20 protein-coding genes are annotated in these 22,067 nt (G+C 74.3%); 9 read left to right on the top strand and 11 right to left on the bottom strand.

The annotated features are described in order from the left end of the window. Positions 1-6: 6 nt before the first annotated feature. From Cba03nite_RS22555 to Cba03nite_RS22545, 3 genes are all read right to left on the bottom strand, one after another. The gene (locus tag Cba03nite_RS22555) at positions 7-1,011 is read right to left on the bottom strand and encodes an NAD-dependent epimerase/dehydratase family protein (RefSeq protein WP_203749663.1); all 1,005 of its coding nucleotides are present in this window, start codon (positions 1,009-1,011) and stop codon (positions 7-9) included. A gap of 178 nt (positions 1,012-1,189) precedes the next feature. Then, complete coding sequence (gene recD2, locus Cba03nite_RS22550) at positions 1,190-3,412, bottom strand: SF1B family DNA helicase RecD2 (RefSeq protein ID WP_239125955.1); 2,223 nt, start codon at positions 3,410-3,412, stop codon at positions 1,190-1,192. A 204-nt stretch (positions 3,413-3,616) separates the two neighbouring features. Beyond that, entirely contained in the window at positions 3,617-4,996 is a 1,380-nt protein-coding gene (locus tag Cba03nite_RS22545; RefSeq protein ID WP_203749661.1) for an FAD-binding oxidoreductase, read from the bottom strand. A 147-nt stretch (positions 4,997-5,143) separates the two neighbouring features. Here Cba03nite_RS22545 and Cba03nite_RS22540 point away from each other — a divergent pair, with 147 nt between their 5' ends. After that, positions 5,144-5,797, top strand: a complete 654-nt coding sequence (locus Cba03nite_RS22540; RefSeq protein WP_203749659.1) for a hypothetical protein — start codon at positions 5,144-5,146, stop codon at positions 5,795-5,797. Positions 5,798-5,806: 9 nt separating this feature from the next. On the opposite strand, the gene Cba03nite_RS22535 is transcribed toward Cba03nite_RS22540, so the two are convergent. Then, positions 5,807-6,091, bottom strand: a complete 285-nt coding sequence (locus tag Cba03nite_RS22535) for a hypothetical protein (protein WP_203749656.1) — start codon at positions 6,089-6,091, stop codon at positions 5,807-5,809. Further along, positions 6,085-6,393, bottom strand: coding sequence for a hypothetical protein (locus tag Cba03nite_RS22530; protein ID WP_239125946.1), 309 nt, complete (start codon positions 6,391-6,393; stop codon positions 6,085-6,087). The genes Cba03nite_RS22535 and Cba03nite_RS22530 overlap by 7 nt, the downstream gene beginning before the upstream one ends. 137 nt (positions 6,394-6,530) lie before the next feature. Here Cba03nite_RS22530 and Cba03nite_RS22525 point away from each other — a divergent pair, with 137 nt between their 5' ends. Further along, complete coding sequence (locus tag Cba03nite_RS22525) at positions 6,531-9,341, top strand: ATP-binding protein (RefSeq protein ID WP_203749650.1); 2,811 nt, start codon at positions 6,531-6,533, stop codon at positions 9,339-9,341. 10 nt (positions 9,342-9,351) lie between these two features. Here Cba03nite_RS22525 and Cba03nite_RS22520 read toward each other — a convergent pair whose 3' ends face one another. Then, the gene (locus tag Cba03nite_RS22520) at positions 9,352-10,662 is read right to left on the bottom strand and encodes an LCP family protein (RefSeq protein WP_203749647.1); all 1,311 of its coding nucleotides are present in this window, start codon (positions 10,660-10,662) and stop codon (positions 9,352-9,354) included. A gap of 158 nt (positions 10,663-10,820) precedes the next feature. Between Cba03nite_RS22520 and Cba03nite_RS22515 the strand changes: the two genes are divergently transcribed. Next, positions 10,821-11,027, top strand: coding sequence for a CsbD family protein (locus tag Cba03nite_RS22515; protein WP_203749644.1), 207 nt, complete (start codon positions 10,821-10,823; stop codon positions 11,025-11,027). Positions 11,028-11,103: 76 nt separating this feature from the next. Here Cba03nite_RS22515 and Cba03nite_RS22510 read toward each other — a convergent pair whose 3' ends face one another. Beyond that, a complete protein-coding gene (locus tag Cba03nite_RS22510; protein ID WP_203749641.1) occupies positions 11,104-11,283 on the bottom strand; it encodes a hypothetical protein in 180 nt (59 codons plus the stop codon). A gap of 131 nt (positions 11,284-11,414) precedes the next feature. Here Cba03nite_RS22510 and Cba03nite_RS22505 point away from each other — a divergent pair, with 131 nt between their 5' ends. Further along, positions 11,415-11,816 (top strand): hypothetical protein, encoded by a 402-nt coding sequence (locus Cba03nite_RS22505; RefSeq protein WP_203749638.1) that lies wholly within the window; start codon positions 11,415-11,417, stop codon positions 11,814-11,816. A gap of 79 nt (positions 11,817-11,895) precedes the next feature. Continuing rightward, a complete protein-coding gene (locus Cba03nite_RS22500; protein ID WP_203749635.1) occupies positions 11,896-12,051 on the top strand; it encodes a DUF6131 family protein in 156 nt (51 codons plus the stop codon). A gap of 59 nt (positions 12,052-12,110) precedes the next feature. Here Cba03nite_RS22500 and Cba03nite_RS22495 read toward each other — a convergent pair whose 3' ends face one another. Together Cba03nite_RS22495 and Cba03nite_RS22490 are read right to left on the bottom strand one after the other, a co-directional pair. Next, positions 12,111-13,220 (bottom strand): hypothetical protein, encoded by a 1,110-nt coding sequence (locus Cba03nite_RS22495; RefSeq protein ID WP_203749632.1) that lies wholly within the window; start codon positions 13,218-13,220, stop codon positions 12,111-12,113. 110 nt (positions 13,221-13,330) lie between these two features. After that, positions 13,331-13,792, bottom strand: coding sequence for a hypothetical protein (locus tag Cba03nite_RS22490; protein ID WP_203749629.1), 462 nt, complete (start codon positions 13,790-13,792; stop codon positions 13,331-13,333). Between the two features lie 115 nt (positions 13,793-13,907). Here Cba03nite_RS22490 and Cba03nite_RS22485 point away from each other — a divergent pair, with 115 nt between their 5' ends. Next, entirely contained in the window at positions 13,908-14,519 is a 612-nt protein-coding gene (locus tag Cba03nite_RS22485; protein WP_239125945.1) for a TetR/AcrR family transcriptional regulator, read from the top strand. A gap of 46 nt (positions 14,520-14,565) precedes the next feature. Here the strand turns inward: Cba03nite_RS22485 and Cba03nite_RS22480 are convergent, their stop codons facing one another. Together Cba03nite_RS22480 and Cba03nite_RS22475 are read right to left on the bottom strand one after the other, a co-directional pair. Further along, complete coding sequence (locus Cba03nite_RS22480) at positions 14,566-15,501, bottom strand: diacylglycerol/lipid kinase family protein (RefSeq protein WP_203749623.1); 936 nt, start codon at positions 15,499-15,501, stop codon at positions 14,566-14,568. Then, positions 15,501-17,093 (bottom strand): FAD-binding oxidoreductase, encoded by a 1,593-nt coding sequence (locus Cba03nite_RS22475; protein ID WP_203749620.1) that lies wholly within the window; start codon positions 17,091-17,093, stop codon positions 15,501-15,503. Before Cba03nite_RS22475 ends, Cba03nite_RS22480 begins: the two co-directional genes overlap by 1 nt. Positions 17,094-17,141: 48 nt before the next feature. On the opposite strand from Cba03nite_RS22475, the gene Cba03nite_RS22470 reads away from it, so the two are divergent. The 3 genes from Cba03nite_RS22470 (at position 17,142) to Cba03nite_RS22460 (ending at position 22,045) form a co-directional block, all read left to right on the top strand. Beyond that, positions 17,142-18,668 carry a glycerol-3-phosphate dehydrogenase/oxidase gene (locus tag Cba03nite_RS22470; protein WP_203749618.1) on the top strand — a complete coding sequence of 509 codons (1,527 nt, stop codon included), beginning with the start codon at positions 17,142-17,144 and terminating at the stop codon, positions 18,666-18,668. Positions 18,669-18,743: 75 nt separating this feature from the next. Next, positions 18,744-20,324, top strand: coding sequence for an FAD-binding oxidoreductase (locus tag Cba03nite_RS22465; protein ID WP_203749616.1), 1,581 nt, complete (start codon positions 18,744-18,746; stop codon positions 20,322-20,324). A 275-nt stretch (positions 20,325-20,599) separates the two neighbouring features. After that, the gene (locus Cba03nite_RS22460) at positions 20,600-22,045 is read left to right on the top strand and encodes a basic amino acid/polyamine antiporter (RefSeq protein WP_203749614.1); all 1,446 of its coding nucleotides are present in this window, start codon (positions 20,600-20,602) and stop codon (positions 22,043-22,045) included. Positions 22,046-22,067: the final 22 nt, after the last annotated feature.

The raw sequence follows: 22,067 nt of genomic DNA, 5'->3' as shown, positions 1-22,067 counted from the left end.
TGTGGGTCAGGAGCCGCCGTGGGCGTCGTGCCAGTGGGCGAGCAGGGCGGACTCGTCGGCGCGGGTGATGCCGGCCCAGGGCTTGCGCTCGGGGGCCGTGGCCAGCCAGGCGAGCGTGTCCCGGGCGGTGTCGGCCAGCGGGCGGGGGCTCAGGCCGGCGGCGAGCGCACCGGAGACGTCCCTGGCCATGAACCCCGCGTACTCGGGCAGCGGCAGCCACATCGGCAGCGAGCGCTCGCCCATCCACGGCTCGACCCCCTCGACCGCGAGGAAGTCCTGGTCGACCCAGGTCAGCTCGGGGGTGACCCCGACCCCCGCGGCGACGCCCGCGAAGAACTCCGCCCGGGTGACCGGCGCGCCGATGCCGTCGTACGGGCCCGCCAGGCGCCGCTCGGCGGCCTGCACCAGCCACGCGGCGAGATCGCGCACGTCCACCCACTGCACGAGGTCGTCCGGCGAGCCCGGCGCGAGGATCTCGCCGCCGTCGGCGAGCCGGGAGACCCAGTAGTCGAACCGGTTCGTGGTGTCCTCCGGGCCGACGATCAGCCCGGCCCGGCACAGCATGGCCCGGTCTGCGCCGACCCCGTCCACCAGGGCCTTCTCGCAGGCGACCTTGGCGGGGCCGTAGTTCGGGCCGGTGGCGTCGTCGGTCTCCAGCGGCAGCGGGTCGAGCAGCGGCGCGTCGGCCGCCCGCTGGCCCGGGGTGCCCTGGTCGGCATAGACGGAGCAGCTGGACACGTACACCCAGTGCGCGGCGCGGTCGCGCAGCGCGGACACCGCGTGGCGGACGTGGCTGGGCCGCCGGGCGACGTCGATCACCGCGTCGAAGGGACCGTCGAGCCCGGCCAGGCCGTCGGGGGCGTCGCGGTCGGCCGTGACCAGCCGGGCGCCCTCGGGCACCCCGCCGGACACGCCGCGGGCGACGCAGGTCACGTCATGTCCCGCCGCCAGAGCATGGGCGGCCACCGCACGCCCGAGAAACACCGTGCCACCGAGTACGAGCATCCGCATGCGCGCAAGCATCACCGACCCCACCCCGGATTCGCACACCCGTTCGCCCTCGGCGTACCCCCACACCCCGGCCCGCCCCCGCGGGGCCGCGCCGCCCCGCCTCAAGATCGCTCGACTTGCCTGGCAGATGGGCGAATGCGCGCTCAAGATACGCCCGAATGCCAGGCAAGTCGGATGATCAATCGGGCGAGGGCGGGAGGAGGCGGTGGTCGAGGGCGGTGTGGCGGCGGCCGGCGCCCAGGGTGCGGACGGCGACGGCGAGGGCGCGGGTGGAGCCGGCCAGGACGACGAGCTTCTTGGCGCGGGTGACGGCGGTGTAGAGCAGGTTGCGCTGGAGCATCATCCAGGCGCTGGTGGTGAGCGGCACGACCACGGCCGGATACTCCGAGCCCTGCGAGCGGTGGATGCTGATGGCGTACGCGTGCACCAGCTCGTCCAGCTCGTCGAAGGCGTACTCGACGTCCTCGTCCTCGTCGGTGCGCACGATGAGTTTGTGGTCGTCGGGCTGCATGCCGGTCACCACGCCGACCGTGCCGTTGAACACCCCGGCCGTGCCCTTGTCGTAGTTGTTGCGGATCTGGGTGACCTTGTCGCCGACCCGGTAGACCCGGCCGCCGTAGCGGCGCTCGGGGCGGCCCTCGACCGCCGGGGTCAGCGCCTCCTGGAGGAGCTGGTTGAGGTTGCCCGCGCCGGCCGGGCCGCGGTGCATCGGGGTGAGCACCTGGATGTCGCGCCGGGCGTCGAAGCCGAACTTCTTCGGGATGCGCTTGCTGACCAGGTCGACGACGAGCGGCGCGGTCGCCTCGCTGTCCTCGCACTCGAAGAAGAAGAAGTCGGGGAAGCCCTTGAGCTGCGGGAACTGCCCCGCGTTGATGCGGTGGGCGTTGACCACGACGCCGGACTCCTGCGCCTGCCGGAAGATCCGGGTGAGCCGGACCCGGGGGATGACGTCCGCGTTGAGCAGGTCGCGCAGCACCTCCCCCGCGCCGACCGAGGGCAGCTGGTCCACGTCGCCGACCAGCAGCAGGTGCGCGCCGGGCGCGACCGCCTTGACCAGCTTGTTGGCCAGGATCAGGTCGAGCATGGAGGCCTCGTCGACGACCACCAGGTCCGCGTCGAGCGGGTTGTCCCGGTCGTACGACGGATCCCCGCCCGGCTGGAGTTTCAGCAGCCGGTGCACGGTGGTGGCCTCGTGGCCGGTCAGTTCGGCGAGCCGCTTGGCGGCCCGGCCCGTCGGCGCGGCGAGCACGATCTTGGCGCGCTTGGCGCGGGCCAGCTCGACGATCGAGCGTACGGTGAAGCTCTTGCCGCAGCCCGGACCGCCGGTGAGCACCGCGACCTTCTCGGTCAGCGCGAGCCGCACCGCCTGCTCCTGCTCGGGGGCCAGCTCGTGGCCGGTGCGGGTCTTCAGCCAGGCCTGCGCCCTGTCCCAGTCGACCGAGCCGAACGCGGGCATCCGGTCGCGGCCGGTGTTGAGCAGGGACAGCAGGCTGCCCGCGAGGCCGCGCTCGGCGCGGTGGAACGGCACCAGGTAGACGGCGGGCACCGGGCCGTCCGCGCCGGGCACCTCCTCGCGCACCACACCCTCGTCGTCGGCCAGCTCGCGCAGGCACTGCTCGACCAGCGCCGTGGGCACGGCCAGGTCGTGCCCCTCCTTGTCGGTCACCGCGAGGATCTTCGCGGCGTCGGTGACCAGGTTCGGCGCGGGCAGGTAGCAGTGGCCGCCGTCGGCCGCCTCGCTGAGGGTGTACTGCAGGCCGGCCTTGACGCGCTGCGGGCTGTCGTACGCGATGCCGACCGCGCGGGCGATCGTGTCGGCGGTGCGGAAGCCGATGCCCCACACGTCGGCGGCCAGGCGGTAGGGCTCCTCCTTGACCACCTGGATGGAGGTGTCGGCGTACTGCTTGTAGATGCGCACGGCCAGCGAGGTGGACACGCCGACGCCCTGGAGGAAGATCATGACTTCCTTGATGGCCTGCTGCTCCAGCCAGGCGGCGGCGATCAGCTTGGTGCGCTTCGGGCCCAGTTTCGGCACCTCGATCAGGCGCTGCGGCTCGTCCTCGATGACGCGCAGGGTGTCGGTGCCGAAGTGGGCCACGATGCGCTCGGCGAGCTTCGGGCCGATGCCCTTGACCAGGCCCGAGCCGAGGTAGCGCTCGATGCCGACGATGGTGGCGGGCAGCACGGTGGTGTAGTTCCACACCTCGAACTGGCGGCCGTAGCGCGGGTGCGAGGTCCACCGGCCGGTCATCCGCAGGCTCTCCCCCGGTTGCGCACCGAGCAGCGAGCCGACCACGGTGAGCAGGTCGTTTCCCGACTTCTCGGTGGCGACGCGGGCGATCGTGTAGCCGGTCTCCTCGTTGGCGTACGTGATGCGCTCCAGCACCGCGTCCAGCACCACGCCGGGCGGTCGGGCGCCGTCGGCGGGCGGGCGCGGGCCGGGCGCCGCCGGGGGTGAGGTCAACGCGGTCACTCCGACATGGTGCCGCACGGGTCCGTCAAGGCGCCTCACCGCGCCGCGCCTTCAGTTTCGGGGAAACTGCGCGCGACGCGCCGCCGAGGCGTGCAGTTTCCCCGAAACTGCAACCCCGCGGGCACGAGCGGGTCAGCGCGAGGGGCGGATGTTGGGGTTGAGGTGGAAGGTGTTGTCGGGGTCGTAGACGGCCTTGATGCGGGCCAGGCGGCGGTAGTTCTCCAGGCCGTAGCCGGCCACCACGCGCTCCTGGCCCTCCTGGCCGATGAAGTTGCTGTAGACCGCGCCGGTGGACCACGGCTTCATGTCGGCGCGGGTGTCGCGGGCCCAGCGGATCGCGCGGGCGTCGTCGGCCGCGTCGGTCCATAGGCCCAGCGGGTGCACCACCCAGGGGGCACGGCGCCAGGGCACGGGGTAGCCGGCCGGGCCGGAGGCGACCGCGCCGCCGTACGGGAAGAGCACGTGCTGCGACGGCGACGGGCAGACCATGTCCTCCGCCCGGGCGCAGAACAGGTCGACCGCCTTGTCGGGCAGCTCGTCGAGGTGCTCGGCGGACCAGTAGTTGCGGTAGCCGGGCGGGTCGTCGAACATGCTCTGCAGCTCGGCGTAGGGCACCTCGGCGATCAGCTCGCCCTCGTGCCCCAGCGCCAGCAGCGGCCCGATGACCCTGCGCGCGGCCGACAGCTCCCCGGCGTAGGTCACGAGCATCGCGCAGGCCAGCTGGTTCACCAGGTGCGGCGGGGTGAACGGCTCGGCCGGGCCGGTGAGGTAGATGACCCCGCCGCCGACCTCCTCGGGCGCGTTCTCCATGAAGTCGCGGTACGCCCGGACCACGTCGGGCCCGGCCTCGGGCCGCCACAGCAGCAGGGCCACGCTCGCCGTGGGCAGCGGATGCAGGCGCAGCGTGAGCGAGGTGACCACGCCGAAGTTGCCACCGCCGCCGTGCAGCGCCCAGAACAGGTCCGGGTGGCTCTCCTCGCTGCACACCACGGTGTTGCCGTCGGCGGTGACGACCTCGGCGGCCAGCAGGTTGTCGCAGGCCAGGCCGAACTTGCGCTCCAGCCAGCCGGAGCCGCCGCCGAGGGTGAACCCGCCGACGCCGGTGGTGGACACCCGCCCGCCGGTGGTGGCGAGGTCGAACGGCTGGGTGGCCCGGTCGAGGTCGCGCATGACGGCGCCGCCGCCCACGCGGGCGGTGCGCCGGGCCGGGTCGACGGTGACCGCGTTCATCCGGCGCAGGTCGATGACGAGACCGCCGTCGGTGAGCGCGCTGCCCGCCACGCCGTGGCCGCCGCCGCGTACGGCGATCTCCAGCCCCTGCTCGCGGCCGAAGGCCACGGCCCGTGACACGTCGGCGGCGCCCGCGCACTGCGCGATCACGCTCGGCCGCTTGGTGATCATCGAGTTGAACAGGGTGCGCGCGTCGGCGTACGCCGGGTCCTCCGGCGTGAGCACCGTGCCGGCGAAGCCGGCCCGCAGACCGGCCAGCGCCGTGTCGCCGAGGACTGTCATCAGGGGACCGCCTTCCGTCGTTCACGGCCACGCACGCGGGCGGGCGCCCCGCGCCCGACAAGCAGTAGCCTAGCCACCGCCGGGAGCGCCGGTGCGGAAAGAGAGATCTGCGCATATCGTGCGTACGCGGCATCTACCCTCGATCACATGGCGGTCCCGCAGATCGACGTGACGCGGCTGAACGAGGCGGTGGAGCGGCTGCTCGCCACCACGGTGCAGCCCCGGCACCGGTTCCTGCTGATGACGTACGCCCGGCAGCGCCTGCTGGAGGCCGCGGGCCGGCACGAGGAGCTGTTCGTCCCCACCGAGATGATCGAGGAGCCGAGCTACCACCTGCGCATCCTCGGCGGCGCGAGCAGCGGCACGGGCCGCGGGCCGGTGGCCCGGCTCTATCAGGACTGGGCGGCCACCGGCTGCTGCGTGACCTGGCGCGAGGGCGAGCAGATCGCGGTGGCCGACAACTTCGTCGCGTCCACGGCGTACGTGCACCGCTTCGCCCCCGGCACGGTGCTCGCCCGGCACGGCGTCGCCGTGGACGACCCGGGCGCGATGTACCGCTACACCGCGCCCGAGGAGAGCTCCTGGCTCTACGACACGCGCGGCCGGCTGGCCGGGCAGGACGTCTGGGAGGTGGACCCGGAGCGGGCCGTGGTGACCCGCTGCGAGCCGGGCGAGGTGATCACGCTGGACCGCTCCGCAGCCGCGTTGGCGCCGCTGATCCGGCCGCTGCCGGCGTACGACGAGTTCCTGCGCGGCGCGGCCGAGCTGCGGGCCACGCCGCGCCGGGAGGCGGCGAAGTAGAGATGCGGCTCAGCAGAACCAGCCGTCCTGCACCCAGCCGTTGCGGTTGACGTGGCCGTAGGCGAAGCCGTAGACGTAGCCGCCGCTGCGCGGCCCCTTGACCAGGAACGTCTGTCCCGCGTAGAGGGTGCCCATCCAGGCGCCGAGCGGCTCGGTCCGCACGAACAGCGACTCCGCGCAGACGGTCTCCCGGACCCCGATCGTGCCGTTCGCGGCCTGCGCCGGGGCGGCCGTGACCAGCAGCGCGAGCGCGGTCAGGGCGGCGACGGCGGTGCGCGTCAGCGTGCTCACCATGAGTCGTAGCCTCCGATGCACTCGATGCGCATGTAGCCCCAGTCGTTGGGGCCGAAGTCGAAGGTCGCCGCCCAGCCGTTGTAGACGGGGTGCGCGCCGGGGGTGTGCCCGACCTTGTTGCCGTACTCCAGCACGCGCTTGAGCCCGTACGGGCCGGAGGCGGAGTCGTAGTTGTCGTAGAAGCTCGCGGTCTGGCAGATGTTGACGGCGTGCCGGGGCACGACGACCGCCTGGGCGGGGCTCGCGGTGGCGAGCACGCCCAGGACGGCGAGCGGCACCGCGATCCGTGCGGAGATTCGCATATCCACCTTCTTCACTGGTCGTGATCCGGACAAAGTATCAGCGGCGAAGGTTCTATACAAGATGTGCGACGGCCACGAAAGTTTCCGACGCCGACCATCCGGACTTCCCGGCACGTCCGGGTCATTACGCTCAGCACATGGGGCCGGTCACGCCGGTTTACGTGGGACGCCAGGGCGAGACGGACCGGCTGCGCACGCTCGCGCGCCGGGCCGTCGCCGGGCACGGCACCGCCGTGCTGGTGGAAGGCGAGCCGGGCATCGGCAAGACCACCCTGCTCGACCACCTGGCCGCGGACTGCGCCGCGCTGGGCATGCGGGTGCTGCGCGGCACCGCAGAGGACCTGGAGCAGCGGCTGCCGTTCGCGGCGATCGCCGCCTGCCTGGGCATCGGCGCGGCCACCACCGACCCCGACCTGGTCCGCGTCTCGGGTCTGCTGCGCGGTGAGGAGGCGTTCGCGCAGAGCCTGTCCGCGGCCAATCACGAGTTCGTGCTCACCGAGGCGATCCTCGACCTGTTCGACGAGTGGTTCGCCCGGGGGCCGGTGGCGGTGCTGCTCGACGACGCCCAGTGGGCCGACCGGCAGAGCGTCGTGGTGCTGCACCGGCTCGGCCGCGGCATCGAGCACCAGCCGCTGCTGCTGGTCGTGGCGACCCGGGCCGCGCCCCGGGCCGACGTGGTGGACGCGCTCGAACGCAGCCTGGTGTCCCGGGGCGGCCGGCTGCTGGAACTCGCGCCACTGGCCCCGGACGACGTGCTCGCGCTGGCCCGCGACCTGCTCGCCGCCGCACCCGGGCCGCGGCTGGCGCAGCTCGTGGCCACCGCCGGCGGCAACCCGATGTACGTCACGGAGCTGCTGGCCGAGCTGGCCGAGAAGGGTGCGCTCGCGCGCGACGGCGGCCGGGTCGAGCTGGTCTGGGACACCGACGAGCTGGCCGAGGGCTGGGTTCCGCCGCCGCTGGCCGAGCTGATCGTGCAACGCCTGGGCTTCCTGGCCCCGGCCGTACGCGACACGCTGCAGACCGCCGCCGTCTTCGGCCGCACCGTCGACCTGATGGAGCTGGCGGAGGTGCTGGACCGGCCGGTGTCGGAGCTGTCCGAGGTGGCCGTCGCGGCGGTCGAGGCGGGCGTGCTCACCGACACCGGCACCCGGCTGGAGTTCCGCCAGCCGCTGATCCGGGAGGCGCTGATCGCGCGCGTCCCGCCGACCGTGCGGGCCGCGCTGCACCAGCGGGCGCTGCGCCGGGTGGACCCGGGCGGGGAGCGGGTCGGTGTCGAGCGCGTCGCCGAGCACCTGCTGGCCGGGGACGCCCTCGACGCCCGGATGACCGACTGGCTCACCGAGACGGCGGACACGCTGACCGTACGGGCCCCCGCCCAGGCGGTGACGCTGCTGCGGCGCGCGCTGGACACGGCGCCGGACGCCGCGCGGCCCCGGCTGCGGCTGCAGCTTATCCGGGCCCTGCTGTGGCAGGGCCTGCACGCCGACGCCGAGCGGCTGGCCCGGGTGGCGCTGGCCGAGGGCGGCGACCCGGCCCAGGAGGGCGCGCTGTACTGGCTGCTGGTGCAGGCCTGCTACCGGCGCGGGCGGCTGCGCGAGTCGCTGGCCGCCATCGGCGACGCGCTGGAGCGGGCGCCGCTCACCGAGGTCGAGCGCGGCCGGTTCCACGGCTTCGCCGCGGTGTGCCTGTGCTTCCTGGGCCGCTTCGACGAGGCGCGCACGGCCGCGCTGCGCGCCGTCGAGCTGGGCGAGGCGACCGGCGACGCGCGCACCGCCGGCATCGGCGACTTCGCCCTGGCACTGACGTACGTGGTCGACGGCGACCTGGAGCGGGCGATGGACGCCGACGACCGGGCGATCGCCGCGCTGGCCGAGGGCGTACAGCCGGACCTTCAGGTGGATCCGTACACGCTGCGCGGGCTGTGCCTGATGGAGCTGGACCGGCTGCCCGACGCCGATCGCGCGCTGGCCACGGCGATCGCCGCCAACCGTGACACCGGCGGGGCGTACCTGCCGATCGCGCACACGCTGCGGGCCCGGCTGCTGTACCTGTCCGGGCGCTGGGACGACGCGCTGATCGAGTGCGAGATCGGCCTGGACAGCCCGGACCTGCTCGGCAGCGCGGTGCGCCTGCGCGGCATCGCCGACCTGATCGCCGTCCACCGGGGCGGCGCTGCGCCGGCCGCCGAGGGCGACGCCGGATACGCGCACCATTCCAGCCGCTGGGCCCGCGCGCTGACCCTGGAGAGCCAGCAGGGCCCGGCGGCGGCGTACGAGCTGCTCGCCCCGGCCTGGGAACGGGCGCACGGGCTGGAGCCGCGCCCGCTGGTCTACCGGGTCTGCACGGACCTGGCCCGGCTGGCGGTGGCCGCGGGCAGGCCGGAGCGGGCGCGGGCGCTGGCCGACGACATCGACGCGCTCCCGGCGGCGCACCTGCGGCCCAGCATGGTGGCCACCGCGCGGCTGTGCCGCGGGCTGGCCGACGGCGACGCGGATCTGCTGCTGGCCGCCGCCGCCGACTTCCAGCGGGCGGGCTGGCCGCTGTACGAGGCCGGCGCCTACGAGAACGCGGCCGAGGTGCTCGCCCGGCGCGAGCGGCCCGCGCAGGCCCGCCAGGCGCTGGACCGGGCACTGGAGATCTACGGCCGATTGGAGGCCGCCGCCGACATCGCGCGCGCCGAGGCACGGCTGCGCCAGGCCGGGGTGCGCCGCGGCGTACGCGGCCCGCGCAAGCGGCCCAAACACGGCTGGGAGGCGCTGACCGAGACCGAGCAGCGGGTCGCCGCGCTGGTCGCCGAGGGCCTGTCCAACCCCGATATCGCCGCGCAATTGTTCCTGTCCCGGCGCACCGTGCAGTCGCACGTGTCGAGCATCCTCGCCAAGCTCCAGGTCACCTCGCGGGTGGAGCTGGCGGTGCGGGCGGCCGAGCGCAGCGCCTCGCAGCCCTGACCGAGCCGGGTCAGCGGCGGCGGGTCACCGCGCCGCGATCGGCCTGCCCGGGGTCCGCGCCCGGGGCCGCCCGGTCCGGTTCGATCCCGCTGGTCTCGGTCTCGTCCAGCGCCGTCTCGTCCGGAGCCGGTGCGCCGCCCGGGGCCGGGCTCGCGCCGAGGGCCGCCACCGTGTCGGCGGCGTCGCCGATGACGGACTCGGGGTGGGCCGCCACGTACTCGTCCAGCGTCCCCGCCCCGGCGGCCTGGAACATCAGCAGCGTCTGCGGGCTGAGCGCCTGGGTGCCCTTCACCTTCGCGCGGTTGTACATGCCGTTGTTGGTCTTGAGCATGACCAGGTCGGCGGTGGCCAGGTCGCGCAGCGTCCACAGGTAGTCGAAGAGCTTCGCGTGCCCGGTGTCCAGCTTCAGGGTGCCGCCCGCCGCTTTGATCAGGTCGTTCACCTTGATCGGGTTGGTGATGACGCCGGCCGAGGTGGCCTTGTCCGCGATCGCCTTGAGCAGCTGCTGCTGGTGGCGCTGCCGGTCGTAGTCGCCGTACGGGCCAGACTTGCGCTGGCGGGCGTAGTCCAGCGCCTCCCAGCCGGCCATGTCCCGGCAGCCGACGTGGTGCACGAAGCTGTTGGGCAGGAACACCCCGGTGCGCTTGCCGTACGCGTACTGCGGCTTGCCGTCCACCACGATGTAGTGGTCGGAGCGGGTCTCGTGGTCGACGCACATGTGCACGCCGCCCAGCTTCTCGATCACGTTGCGGAACGCGTCGAAGTCGATCACGGCGACGCCGTCGAACTTCAGGCCGGTCAGCTCGTGCACCATGTTCGCGGTCAGCGCGGCCCCGCCCTGCCAGCCCTGGCCGTTGCGCGAGCCGTAGGCGTACGCCGCGTTGGCCCGGTTCCGGGCCCCGCCGAAGGCGGCCGGCGCGTACGGCGGGATGTACACCAGCGCGTCGCGCGGGATCGACATGAGGTACGCGCGGTCGTGGCCGGACGGCACGTGCAGCACGATGATCGAGTCCGCCCGGCCGCTGCCCTCGGCCCAGCCCTCGCGGGTGTCCAGGCCCAGCAGCAGGATGTCGATCGGGCCGCGCAGGGTCCTGCCCTCGACCGTCGGCTCCTTCTTCGCCGGGCCCGTCAGCACCGCGCCCGTCTCCACCGAGCCGGCGAGGCTGTGCAGGTACGACTGGGTGACGATGGCGCCGCCGAAGCCGAGGCCGAGCACCAGCACCACCACGCCGAGGGTGAGCACCGCCCACACCGGCAGGCGACGGCGGCGGCGCGGGGCGGGGATGCCGGGCAGGCCGCGGGGGTTGTCGAGCGGGGTCATGGGCCTCTCCGTGCCGGGGAGTTCTTCTGGCGATGGACCATACCAGCCGGTTGATGCCTATTCACGTGTTATGCCTGGTTCGCGGATCTCGGGAGGTTTCAAGTGATCCGTACCGGGTACCCCAGGGGCAGAGATATCCGCATCTCGAAGGAGTGACCATGGGTATCAAGGACAAGATCAGCAACGAGACCGAGAACCTCAAGGGCAAGACCGAGGAAGCCGCCGGCAAGATGACCGACAACGAGCGGCTCGAGGCCGAGGGCAAGATGGACCAGGCTTCGGCCAAGGCCAAGAAGGCCGGCGAGAAGGCCAAGGACACCATGAGCGATGCCCGGGACGCCGCGAAGGACGCGATCCGCCGCTAGTCCCTGATGCCACGCATGAAGGCGCCCGCCCTGCCGGCTACGGCGGGGCGGGCGCCTCATTGACGATGCCGCAGGCTCAGTGCTCCGAGCCGGAGAAGGGCTCAGGCGGGTTGCGCGGGTCGCGGCGCTCCTCGGTCAGGCGCTCGGTGTCGTCGCGCCGGCGCTCGTCGTCACGGTGCGCCTCGTCGCGCGTGTGTTCCAGGTCGGACTCCGGCGCGGTGGCGGGTTCGTACTCCCCCGGGCTGTGATCGGTCATGTCCGGCTGCTTACCCGCGCCACGGCCTGCACAAACGCGTCCGGGGACGGCCGCGGGTGTATCCTGATCATCTCGGCGACATCCCGTGTTGTCCCCGCCGGCGGCCGGTCGCGGCCCTATGATCTGTTGACATGACAGTCGGTGAGCAGATCATTACGTCGAGCAACGAAAGGCCGGGCGCCGAGGATCTCCGTGCCGAGCTGATCATGCTGCTCGACCGCTGGCAGTACTGGCGCAACGACCCGGCGTACCCCGGCACCGGCCGGATCGGCCCGGCCTGGCAGACCGGGCTGGACCAGGCCATCGCGGCCACCCGGCGCTCGGTGGACGCGCTGCCGCCCGATCACGACCCGAGCGACCTGGCCGACCTGACCCAGCCGCTGCTGAGCACGTTCTGGGCGCACCGGCCGGGCCCGATGGCCGAGGTCGTCAACCAGGTGGCCCTGCTGCGCCTGCGCGCCGTGGCCCGGCACGGCCGGCCGGCCCTCGCGGAGGTCCCGGCCGAGGCCGTGCCCGTGGGCACCGCGGCGTAAGCGTCCGGTTTAGGCCCCGTACCCCCCGGGTACCTCATCGACGACGGGGAAGCCTGCCTCGAGAGTGGGGAGTACGGAAGTGTTGCTGTTAGGCCTGATCCTGTTGCTGCTGGGGTACTTCCTCCACATCAACATCCTGTGGACGATCGGCCTCATCCTGCTGATCGTGGGCGCGATCCTGTGGATCCTGGGCGCCGTCGGACGCCCGGTCGGCGGCCGAAGGCATTACTGGTAGACGGACATGACGCGGCGGAGGGGCACCCGGCATCGGGTGCCCCTCCGCCGCGTGGTGCCTCAGGCGGCCGGATCCGGGCCGCGCAGCGGCGCCGCCACCGGCACCATCACCGCGGCCAGCACCAGCCCGAGCAGGGCCTGCACCACCGGGACCCCGGTGTAGATCTCGGGCACGAACTGCGGCGCCGCCGTGGCCACCGCCTCCACGGACGGACCGGCCAGCACCGCGGTGCCCAGGTACACCGACCAGGTCAGCAGCCCCGCCAGCATCGCGTACGCCCGCAGCCGGCCGGGCCGGGCCGCCGACGGCTGCAGCCACAGCGCCACCAGGTCCAGCAGCACGCCCGCCACCAGCAGCCCCCACACGATCTCCAGGTTCCGGAAGTCGGCGATGGCCGCGCAGAGCCCCCCGATCACCGCGTAGAGCACGGCCGCGCTGCCGACCGGCAGCACCCAGCGCTTGGCCAGGGTGAGCAGCGGGACGATCAGGACCAGGTTGGTGACCAGGATCGAGGTGACCACGTTGGAGGTGTGGTACTCGTCCGCGTCGGTCAGCGCGACCACGATCGAGCCGGGGCGGAACACCAGCGCGTTGGCGTACTGCAGGAACAGCAGCACCAGCGTCGCGGCCAGCGCCGTGGACAGCACCGCGGGCAGCAGCGCGCGCAGCCCGGTGACCGGCGCGGCGTCGCGGCGCGCCCAGGCGGTGCGCAGCGGCGTGGTGACGATGACGACCATCGAGGTGACCAGGCCCAGGTGGCTGGGGCTGAACAGGATGTCGGTGTTCTGCTCGATGCCGAACAGGGTGTGCCACCCGAAGTCGAACAGGCCCGACACCGCGAACGTGCCCAGTGCGACCACCGTGGCCGGGTAACCCGCCGGCATGGCCCGGAAGTCGGGCAGCCGCCCGCCCCGGAACGCCGCCCGGCAGGTCCACAGGACGCATGCCGCGGTGACGAGGAAGCCCCAGTAGAACACCGCGTGCCACGGCGTGAAGAAGGTCTCCAGCTCGGGCACGTTGTTGTGGGCCCAGGCGTCGACCATCAGCCCGATGGTGAACCAGGTGCCGAGCAGCACCGTCACCAGGTCGGTGCGGTACGAGGTGACCGGCCGGACCGGGAGGTCCGGTGCGGACTCCGGTGTGGCCGTCTCCTGCGCGGTGCTGACCATGCGACTCCCCAGTCCCTCGTACCTTGATCACTTCGAGGCACAGGGTATCGCCGCCGGTGTCCCTTTCGCCGCCTCGGTTTCGCCTGGCGGCAAAAGGGACACGCCGCGGGTCAGGCGGTCGGGCTGGGCGCCGGGACGGCGGTCGGGCTCGGCGCGGGCTGCGGGGCCGCCGGCCGGCACTGCGGCTGCGTGGTGTCGCGGCAGCGCTGGCGCAGCCGCTCCAGCAGCTGCCGCCGCAGCTCCTGGTCGCGCAGCTCCCCGTCACGCAGCTCGCCGTCGCGCAGCCGCTGCTCGCGCTGCCACGGGTCCTGGCGCAGGCGCTCGCCGCGGTCGCGCCGGTCCTCCCGGTCGAAGCCGATGTCGTGGCGGCCACCGTGGTGGCCGCCGTGGTGGCCGATCAGCACCCCGGCGGCGACACCCAGGCCGCCGCACACCAGGCCGCCCAGCAGGAAGGCGCCGAGCAGGGCGAACACGACGCCACGGCTCGGACGGGAGAAGGCGCGCGCCCGCGCCGGCGTGGTGACCGGCTCCTCCGGGGCGTCGGCGGCGGGCGGCAGCGGCTCGGTGGTCATGGGGGCTCCCAGGCTGTGGGGGTACGGCGGCCCGCCGGTGCTCGCCCGAGGGCCGGGCTACCACTGTGCCACCGCCCGGCGTCCGGCGGAAGCCGCGCGTGGTACACATGGGCCGGTGGACGCTGAGGAGGAGCCGGCCGGGCGGCGCGTGGACGACCTGGTGCTGGACGCGGCCCGGGACTGCGTGCTGGCGTACGGGGTGCGCCGCACGACGGTGACCGACGTGGCGCGCCGGGCCGGGGTGTCCCGGATGACGGTGTACCGGCGCTGGCCGGACGTGCAGAGCCTGGTCGCCGACCTGATGAGCCGGGAGTGGCACCAGGTCATCGTGGACGCGGCCGCCGCCGCCGCGAGCGCCGCGGGCCCGCTGCGCGCCCGGCTGGTGGCGCAGTCCACGGCGGCCGCCGCGCGGCTGCGGGCGCATCCGCTGCTGCGCAAGATCCTGGAGGTCGATCCGGAGATCCTGCTGCCGTACATGCTGGACCGGCGCGGCGGGGGGCAGGAGGAGATGCTCGCCTTCCTGCAGCAGACCATCGCCGCCGGGCAGGCCGAGGGCTCGGTGCGCATGGGCGACCCGGCCCTGCTGGCCCGCGCGGTGCTGCTCACCGCGCAGTCGTTCGTGCTGTCCGCGCCGACCGTCACCGACGGCCACCCCGTCGCCGACCTCGACGCGGAACTGGCCGTCCTGCTGGACCGCTACCTCGCCCCGGCACCGCCTTCCTCGTGATCGACGCTCCCGCCGGGCCGCCGTAGCCGCGGGGCGAGCGCCTCGGTCACCCGGCGGGCGCGAGGACGGCCAGCGTTCGCGGACGGGCGCGCAGGACCAGCGGGCCGAGGCCGGTCGGCGGCGCCAGGTCGGCAGCCGGCCGCGTGCCCTGCGGCGACGGGCCGATGGCGGAAAGCGGATCGCCGTCGGCATAGGCCGGCACCCGGCGGTCCGCCGACAGGGTGACGGAAGCGCCGCGCAGCACCGTGACCTCGGGGCGGCGCAGGTGCGCCCCGGTGCGCATCTCCCGCAGGACCAGCGGGAACAGCAGCTTCGAGGCGCAGCCGAGCACGACCACGTCCAGCAGCCCGTCGTCGACCCGCGCGTCCGGCGCGACGTGCAGGCCGCCGCCGTAGTAGCCGGTGTTGGCCACCACCACCGTGTACGCGGTCAGTGCCACGGGAGGGCGCCCGTCCACCGCGATCTCGTAGCGGGCGGGCCGCCACCCGGCCAGCGCCCGCGCCCCGGCCAGCGGGTAGACCAGCCTGGACGGCGTCCAGCGGGCGCGGTTGGCGCGCTCGTTGGCGGCCGCGTCGACCCCGGCGTACACGCTGCCCAGCACGGTCTCCCCGGCCGCGTCCACGGTGTCGATCCAGCGCGGCTCGCCGTGCAGGAGCAGCTCGGCGACGTCTGCGGGCCGGTGCGGCAGGCCGAGCTGGCGGGCGAGGTCGTTGCCGCGCCCGGCGGGCACCACGCCGAGCACGCCGTCCGTGCCGGCCAGGGCAGCGCCCAGGCAGCGCAGCGTGCCGTCACCGCCCGCCGCGAGGATCACGTCGCCCTCCGCGGCGCAGCGCCGGGCGAGCAGCCGGGCCTGCGCGACGCCGGTGGTGTACTCGACGCGCACCCGCGCCCCGCCCGCGCGCAGCAGCTGCGCGACCGGCATCAGCCGGGCCAGCCCGAGCCGCGCGGCGGGCCCGACGATCGCGGTGAACGCCCGGCCCATCAGGACGGGTCTTCGGCCCGCGCCGGTGCGGGCAGCAGGATGCCCGGGTTGAGCACGCCCGCCGGGTCCAGCGCGCGCTTGACGCCGAGCAGGGCGTCGACGCCGAGCGGGCCGGCCTCGCGGGCGTACCAGTCGCGGTGGTCGGTACCGACGCCGTGGTGGTGGCTGATGGTGCCGCCCGCCGCGAGGATCGCGTCGCAGGCCGCCTCCTTGGCCGCCCGCCACCGCGCCACCGGCTCGTCCGGGTACGCCGTGACCACGGTGAAGTACAGCGACGCGCCGGTCTCGTACACGTGCGACACGTGGCACAGCACCATCGACGGCACCGGCAGCGCCCCGAACAGCGCCTCGCGCACGGCGTCGTAGAGGCCGGGCAGCGCCGACCAGAACGCGGCGGTCTCCAGCGTCTCGGCGAACGCGCCCGCGTCCAGCAGCGCGTCGCGCAGGTACGGCGCGTCGAAGCGGTGCGCCGCCCACTGCTCCCCCGGCTCCGGCCCCAGCTCCTGCCCGCCGCACTCGCGCAGCACGGCGGCGGTGTCGGCGGCGGCGCGCGCCACGTCCGCGCCCTCGTGCCCGACGATCATCAGGCAGCCGCCGTCGCCGCGGCCCCGCCCGGCCGCGCCGAGCATCGTCTCCACCTCGTCGGACAGCCGCAGCACGGTCGGCCGGGGCCCGTCCTGGGCCAGCCGCCGGGCCGCCGCCGTGCCCTCGGCGAACGACTCGAAGCGCCAGCCCTCGTAACGCCGCTGCGCGGGCACCGGGCGCACCCGCACGGTGACGTCGGTGATCACGCCGAACGCGCCCTCCGACCCGAGGAACAGCCGCCGCAGGTCCGGCCCGGCCGCCGAGGCGGGCGCGCGGCCGGTGCTCAGGGTGCCGCGCGGGGTGGCCACGGTCAGCCCGACCACCATGTCGTCGAAGCGGCCGTAGCCCGCCGAGGCCTGGCCCGAGGAGCGGGTGGCGGCGAAGCCGCCGATGGTGGCGTACTCGTAGGACTGCGGCACGTGGCCGAGGGTGAACCCGTGCCCGGCCAGCAGTTCCTCGGCGCGCGGCGCGGGCAGCCCGGCCTGGAGCACGGCGGTGCGCGACACCGGGTCGACGGCGACCAGCCGGTCGAGCCGCCGCAGGTCCAGCGTGACATACCCGTCCGCCTGCGGGATGAGCCCGCCGACCACGGAGGTGCCGCCGCCGAGCGGCACCACGGCCAGCCGGTGCTCGGCGCAGGCGGCCAGCACCGCGAGGACCTGGTCGTGGTCCGCCGGGGTGAGCACCGCCGCGGGCAGCGCGGGCAGCTCGCCGCCGCGCTGGTGGACCAGGTCGGGCGTGGACTTGCCGGAGGCGGCCGCGGCCCGCGCGGCGGCGCCGGTGTGCACGTGGTCCGCGCCGACGATCCCGGTGAGCGCGGCCAGCGCGGCCTCCGGCAGCGGCGGCGCGGGGGCGGTCACGGCGTCGAGCGGGACCGGCGCCCGGGGCGGCGTCACCTCGAAGACCTGCTTGAGCAGCTTGGCCACCGCGTCCGGCAGCGGCCTGGCGTGTTCCGGCCCGCCCCAGCGGCCCCAGCCCGAGCGCGCCTCTTCCCGCTTCTCATCCATGTGTGACAGAGTTACATCCAGTGTCACTTCGGCGCAAGGAGGCGCACCGTGCGGGACACGTCGCTGACCGCGGCCCGGCGCGAGCGGGAGCTGGCCGCGCTGGCCGCCGGTGAGGTGGTGGACGTGCTGGTGGTCGGGCTCGGCGTGACCGGCGCGGGGGTGGCCCTGGACGCGGCGGCCCGGGGCCTGTCCGTCGCCGCGATCGACGCGCACGACCTCGCCTTCGGCACCTCCCGGTGGAGTTCCAAACTGGTCCACGGCGGCCTGCGCTACCTGGCCAAGGGCGAGCTGGGCGTGGCGTACGAGAGCGCCGTCGAGCGCGGCGTGCTGATGACCCGCACCGCGCCGCACCTGACCCGCGCGCTGCCGATGGTGCTGCCCGCGACGGCGTACACCGCACCCGCGCACGTGCGCGTCGCGGGGCTCGGGCTGCACGCGGGCGACCTGCTGCGCGCCGCGGCGGGCACCCGGCGGGCGGTGCTGCCCGGCACCCGGCGGCTGTCGGCGGCCGAGGCGCGCGGCATGGTGCCCGCGCTGCGCGGCGGCGGCCTGCGCGGCGCACGGCTGTCCTGGGACGGGCAGCTGTGCGACGACGCCCGCCTGGTCACCGGCCTGGCGCGGGCCGCCGCCGGGGCCGGGGCGCGGGTGCTGACCCGCTGCCGCGCCACCGAGCTGACCGGCGACGCCGCCGCCGTGGTGGACACGCTGACCGGCGCCCGGCACGTGCTGAAGGCGCGGGCCGTGGTCAACGCGACCGGGGTCTGGGCCGGGCAGCTCGCCCCCGACATCGTGCTGCGCCCGTCCCGCGGCTCGCACCTGGTGCTGCCCGCGGCGCTGCTGGGCGGGCTGTCGGCCGGGCTGACCATCCCCGTCCCCGGCGAGTTCTCCCGCTTCGTCATCGTGCTGCCGCAGACCGACGGCCTGGTGTACGTCGGCCTGACCGACGAGCCGGTGGACGGGCCGATCCCGGACGTGCCCGCCGCGCCCGAGTCCGACGTGGACTTCCTGCTCGACGTGCTCAACTCGGCCCTGGAGACCCCGGTGCGCCGGGCCGACGTGCTGGGCACGTTCGCCGGGCTGCGCCCGCTGATGGCCGCGGGCGGCCGCACCGCCGACATCTCCCGCCGGCACGCCGTGGTGCAGGGCCGCGACGGCGTGATCACGGTGGTCGGCGGCAAGCTGACCACCTACCGCCGGATGGCCCAGGACACCGTCGACCTGCTCGCCCAGCGCCCCGGCCTGCACGCGGGCCCGTGCCGCACCCGCGCCCTCCCCCTGCCCGGCGCGGCCTCCCGCGACCGTCTGGCCCTGGTCCCCGCCCCGGCCCGCCTGATCGCCCGCTACGGCACCGAGGCCCCCGCCGTCCTCGCCGAGGCCCCGCCCGACCTGCACGGCCCCATCGCCCCCGGCTCCCCCGTCACCGGCGCCGAACTCCACTGGGCCGTCCGCCACGAGGGCGCCCTCACCGTCGACGACCTCCTCGACCGCCGCACCCGCCTCGGCCTCGTCCCCGCCCTCCGCACCGCCGCCCGCCCCCTGGCCGAACACCTACTACAAGGAAGGGCACCTTCTTAACGCTATGCGTAGTAGAAGGTGCCCTTCTTAACCTCCGTCGCCACGACCCGCGACGACGTCCGCAAAGGAGACGCGATGAACGGCGACGGCACCCGCGCCGCAGCGGAACGAGAGCGGTCCTGGTGGGGCTGGGGGTGGGCGGACCAGGCCCTGGACGAGCAGGCGTGCGCGAAGCTGGCCCGGCGGGTGAGCCCGTTCCTGCCGCTCGACGGCGACCTGGCACCCGTGCCCGTGCTGCCCGAGCTGCCCGCTCCCCGGCTCGCCCCGCCCACGGCCGTGGCCGCGCTGTGCCGTGCCGACGCGCGGACCCGGGCCGCGCACGCGTACGGCCGCGCCTACCGCGACGTCGTCCGGCTCCTGCGCGGCGTGCTGGACAACCCGCCGGACCTGGTCGCGTACCCGCGCACCGAGCAGGACGTGGTCGCCGTGCTGGACTGGGCCGCCGGCGCGGGCGTGCCCGTGGTGCCGTTCGGCGGAGGCACCAGCGTCGTCGGCGGCGTCGAGTACCGCGGCGGCGGCCCGTGGCTGTCCCTGGACCTGACCGGCCTGTCCGGGGTGGCCGAGGTGGACGAGGTCAGCCGCGCCGCGCTGATCCGGGGCGGCACGTTCGGCCCGGACCTGGAGGACGCGCTGCGCCCCCACGGCCTCACGCTGCGGCACTTCCCGCAGAGCTTCGAGTTCTCGACGTTCGGCGGCTGGCTGGCGACCCGCGCGGGCGGGCACTACGCCACCGGGTACACCCACATCGACGACCTGGTCGAGGCGCTGCGGGTGGTCACGCCCGCCGGGATCGCGCAGTCGCTGCGGGTGCCCGCGTCGGGTGCGGGGCCCTCGCCGGACCGGCTGTGGCTCGGGTCGGAGGGCACGCTGGGCGTGATCACCGAGGGCTGGGCGCGCGTGCAGCGGCGCCCGGAGTTCCGTGCCGGGGCGGCGCTGCGCTTCGATGCGTACGCCGACGCCGTCCAGGCCGTGCGCGCGGTGGCCCAGTCCGGCCTGCGCCCGGCCAACTGCCGGCTGCTCGACCCGCTGGAGGCGATGCTCGGCGCGGCCGCCGCCGACGGCGCGAGCCGCCTGCTGCTGGCCTTCGAGTCGGCCGACCACCCGGTGGACGCGCTGCTCGCGCGGGCCGTGGAGCTGTGCCGCGCGCACCGCGGGGTGCCCGAGGAGGCGGCGGCCGGCACGGCCGGGCAGTGGCGCGAGACGTTCGTGGGCGCGCCGTACCTGCGCGACGGGCTGGCCAGGCTCGGTGTCGTGGTGGAGACGTTCGAGACCGCCTGCACCTGGGCCGCGTTCGAGGCGCTGCACGCGGCGGTGGTGGCCGCGGTCGCCACCGCGGGCGTCACCGAGACCGGGCATCCGGCGCTGGTCACCTGCCGGTTCACGCACGTGTACCCGGACGGCCCGGCGCCGTACTTCACCGTGTACGCCGCCGGGCGGCGCGGCGCCGAGGTAGCGATCTGGGACGCGCTCAAGCGGGCGGCGGGCGACGTCATCGCCGCGCACGGCGGCACCATCACCCATCACCACGCCGTCGGCCGCGATCACCTGCCCTGGTACGCAGGTCAGCGGCCCGAGCCGTTCGCCCTGGCGCTGCGCGCCGCGAAGACCGCTTTGGACCCCGCCGGAGTGCTCAACCCCGGCGTACTGCTGCCGTGAGCAGGCATTATAGGGCACGAAAGAACCCGCTTCGGCGATCACGGGGGAAACCGTCGAAGCGGGCTTGCTGCGAAGGTACCCCGTTTTCCGCGCGAACGCCATCCCTGTCTTCTGGAAAATCTGCCTGCGCAACAGTCGGTGACGGGCCCGCCGGGACCCGAAATCGCGATCGTCCCCGAGCGGTCCGGCCAGCGTGATAGCAATAAGGGGCATAAGTCCGTTCCATCATGGATGGTGGGGACGGACGCCCTGGTCACCCCGTTGGGGGGTACGGCATGACCGACACCGACCGGGCGGTCGCGCCGTCGCCGCCGACCGCCAAGCTGACCTTCTGGACGATGACCGCGATGGTCGTCGGCTCGATGGTAGGCGCGGGCGTGTTCTCCCTGCCGCGCCGCTTCGCGCAGGAGACCGGCGTGGCCGGCGCGCTGATCGCGTGGGTCGTCGCGGGCACCGGCATGCTCATGCTCGCGTTCGTCTTCCAGACGCTCGCGCTGCGCCGCCCCGACCTCGACGCCGGTGTCTACGCCTACGCCAAGGCCGGTTTCGGTGAGTACCTGGGCTTCTTCTCCGCGTTCGGCTACTGGGCCAGCGCCTGCGTCGGCAACGTGACGTACTGGGTGCTGATCATGTCGACGCTCGGCGCGCTGATCCCGGCGCTGGGCGAGGGCGACACCCTGCTCGCGGTGGCGCTGTCCTCGCTCGGCCTGTGGGGCTTCTTCCTTCTCATCCGGCAGGGCATCAAGGAGGCCACCGCGATCAACCGGATCGTCACCGTGGCCAAGCTGGTGCCGATCATCGTCTTCATCATCCTGGCGCTGTTCTACCTGAACCCGGCGGTGTTCGCCGAGAACTGGGCCGGGGCGGACTACGCGGGATCGCTGTTCCAGCAGGTCAAGGGCACCATGCTGGCGACCGTCTTCGTGTTCCTGGGCGTCGAGGGGGCCAGCGTCTACTCCCGGCACGCCAAGCGGCGCGAGGACGTCGGCCGGGCCACCATCCTCGGCTTCCTGAGCGTGTTCGCGATCTTCGCCTCGGTCACCATCGTGTCGTACGGCATCCTGCCGATGGCCGACATCGCGCAGCTCCGGCAGCCCTCCATGGCCGGGGTGCTGGAGGCGGCGGTCGGCCCGTGGGGGCAGTGGTTCGTCAGCATCGGGCTGATCATCTCGGTGCTCGGCGCGTACCTGGCGTGGACGCTGATGGCGGCCGAGGTGCTGTTCGTGGCGGCCAAGGACCGGGACATGCCGCGTTTCCTGCGCCGCGCCACCGGTGACGACGTGCCGGTGAACGCCCTGATCCTGTCCACCGCGCTCTCGCAGTTCTTCCTCGTCGTCACGCTGTTCTCCGACAACGCGTTCAACCTCGCGCTCGATCTGACCAGCGCGCTGACCCTGATCCCGTTCCTGCTCGCCGCCGGGTACGCCCTGAAGATCGCGCTCCGGCCGGACGCGGGCACGGTCGGCGCGAGCACCACGGGCATGGTGGTGGTGGGCGCCCTGGCCACCTTCTACACGGCGTTCCTGCTGTTCGCGGCCGGGCTCCGGTTCCTGCTGCTGTCGTTCGTCATCTACGCCCCGGCCACCATCCTGTTCGCGATGACCCGCCGCGAGCAGGGGCGACCCGTCTTCTCCCCCGCCGAGCTGGTCATCTTCGTCATCTCGGTGATCGGCGCGGTGATCGGCGTGATCGCCCTGGCGGCCGGCTGGATCAAGCTCTGACCCCCGCTCGCACTCGGCACCC

It is taken from the genome of Catellatospora bangladeshensis (assembly GCF_016862575.1).
Classification (GTDB): domain Bacteria; phylum Actinomycetota; class Actinomycetes; order Mycobacteriales; family Micromonosporaceae; genus Catellatospora; species Catellatospora bangladeshensis.
This window is presented reverse-complemented; position numbering and strand designations above follow the sequence as displayed.

Excerpts from the sequence above, each read along its gene's own strand:
- Cba03nite_RS22555 (WP_203749663.1), bottom strand. The coding sequence starts at position 1,011 with ATGCGGATGCTCGTACTCGGTGGCACGGTGTTTCTCGGGCGTGCGGTG.
- Cba03nite_RS22545 (WP_203749661.1), bottom strand. The coding sequence starts at position 4,996 with ATGACAGTCCTCGGCGACACGGCGCTGGCCGGTCTGCGGGCCGGCTTC.
- Cba03nite_RS22540 (WP_203749659.1), top strand. The coding sequence starts at position 5,144 with ATGGCGGTCCCGCAGATCGACGTGACGCGGCTGAACGAGGCGGTGGAG.
- Cba03nite_RS22535 (WP_203749656.1), bottom strand. The coding sequence starts at position 6,091 with ATGGTGAGCACGCTGACGCGCACCGCCGTCGCCGCCCTGACCGCGCTC.
- Cba03nite_RS22530 (WP_239125946.1), bottom strand. The coding sequence starts at position 6,393 with ATGCGAATCTCCGCACGGATCGCGGTGCCGCTCGCCGTCCTGGGCGTG.
- Cba03nite_RS22525 (WP_203749650.1), top strand. The coding sequence starts at position 6,531 with ATGGGGCCGGTCACGCCGGTTTACGTGGGACGCCAGGGCGAGACGGAC.
- Cba03nite_RS22520 (WP_203749647.1), bottom strand. The coding sequence starts at position 10,662 with ATGACCCCGCTCGACAACCCCCGCGGCCTGCCCGGCATCCCCGCCCCG.
- Cba03nite_RS22515 (WP_203749644.1), top strand. The coding sequence starts at position 10,821 with ATGGGTATCAAGGACAAGATCAGCAACGAGACCGAGAACCTCAAGGGC.
- Cba03nite_RS22510 (WP_203749641.1), bottom strand. The coding sequence starts at position 11,283 with ATGACCGATCACAGCCCGGGGGAGTACGAACCCGCCACCGCGCCGGAG.
- Cba03nite_RS22505 (WP_203749638.1), top strand. The coding sequence starts at position 11,415 with ATGACAGTCGGTGAGCAGATCATTACGTCGAGCAACGAAAGGCCGGGC.
- Cba03nite_RS22495 (WP_203749632.1), bottom strand. The coding sequence starts at position 13,220 with ATGGTCAGCACCGCGCAGGAGACGGCCACACCGGAGTCCGCACCGGAC.
- Cba03nite_RS22490 (WP_203749629.1), bottom strand. The coding sequence starts at position 13,792 with ATGACCACCGAGCCGCTGCCGCCCGCCGCCGACGCCCCGGAGGAGCCG.
- Cba03nite_RS22480 (WP_203749623.1), bottom strand. The coding sequence starts at position 15,501 with ATGGGCCGGGCGTTCACCGCGATCGTCGGGCCCGCCGCGCGGCTCGGG.
- Cba03nite_RS22475 (WP_203749620.1), bottom strand. The coding sequence starts at position 17,093 with ATGGATGAGAAGCGGGAAGAGGCGCGCTCGGGCTGGGGCCGCTGGGGC.
- Cba03nite_RS22465 (WP_203749616.1), top strand. The coding sequence starts at position 18,744 with ATGAACGGCGACGGCACCCGCGCCGCAGCGGAACGAGAGCGGTCCTGG.
- Cba03nite_RS22460 (WP_203749614.1), top strand. The coding sequence starts at position 20,600 with ATGACCGACACCGACCGGGCGGTCGCGCCGTCGCCGCCGACCGCCAAG.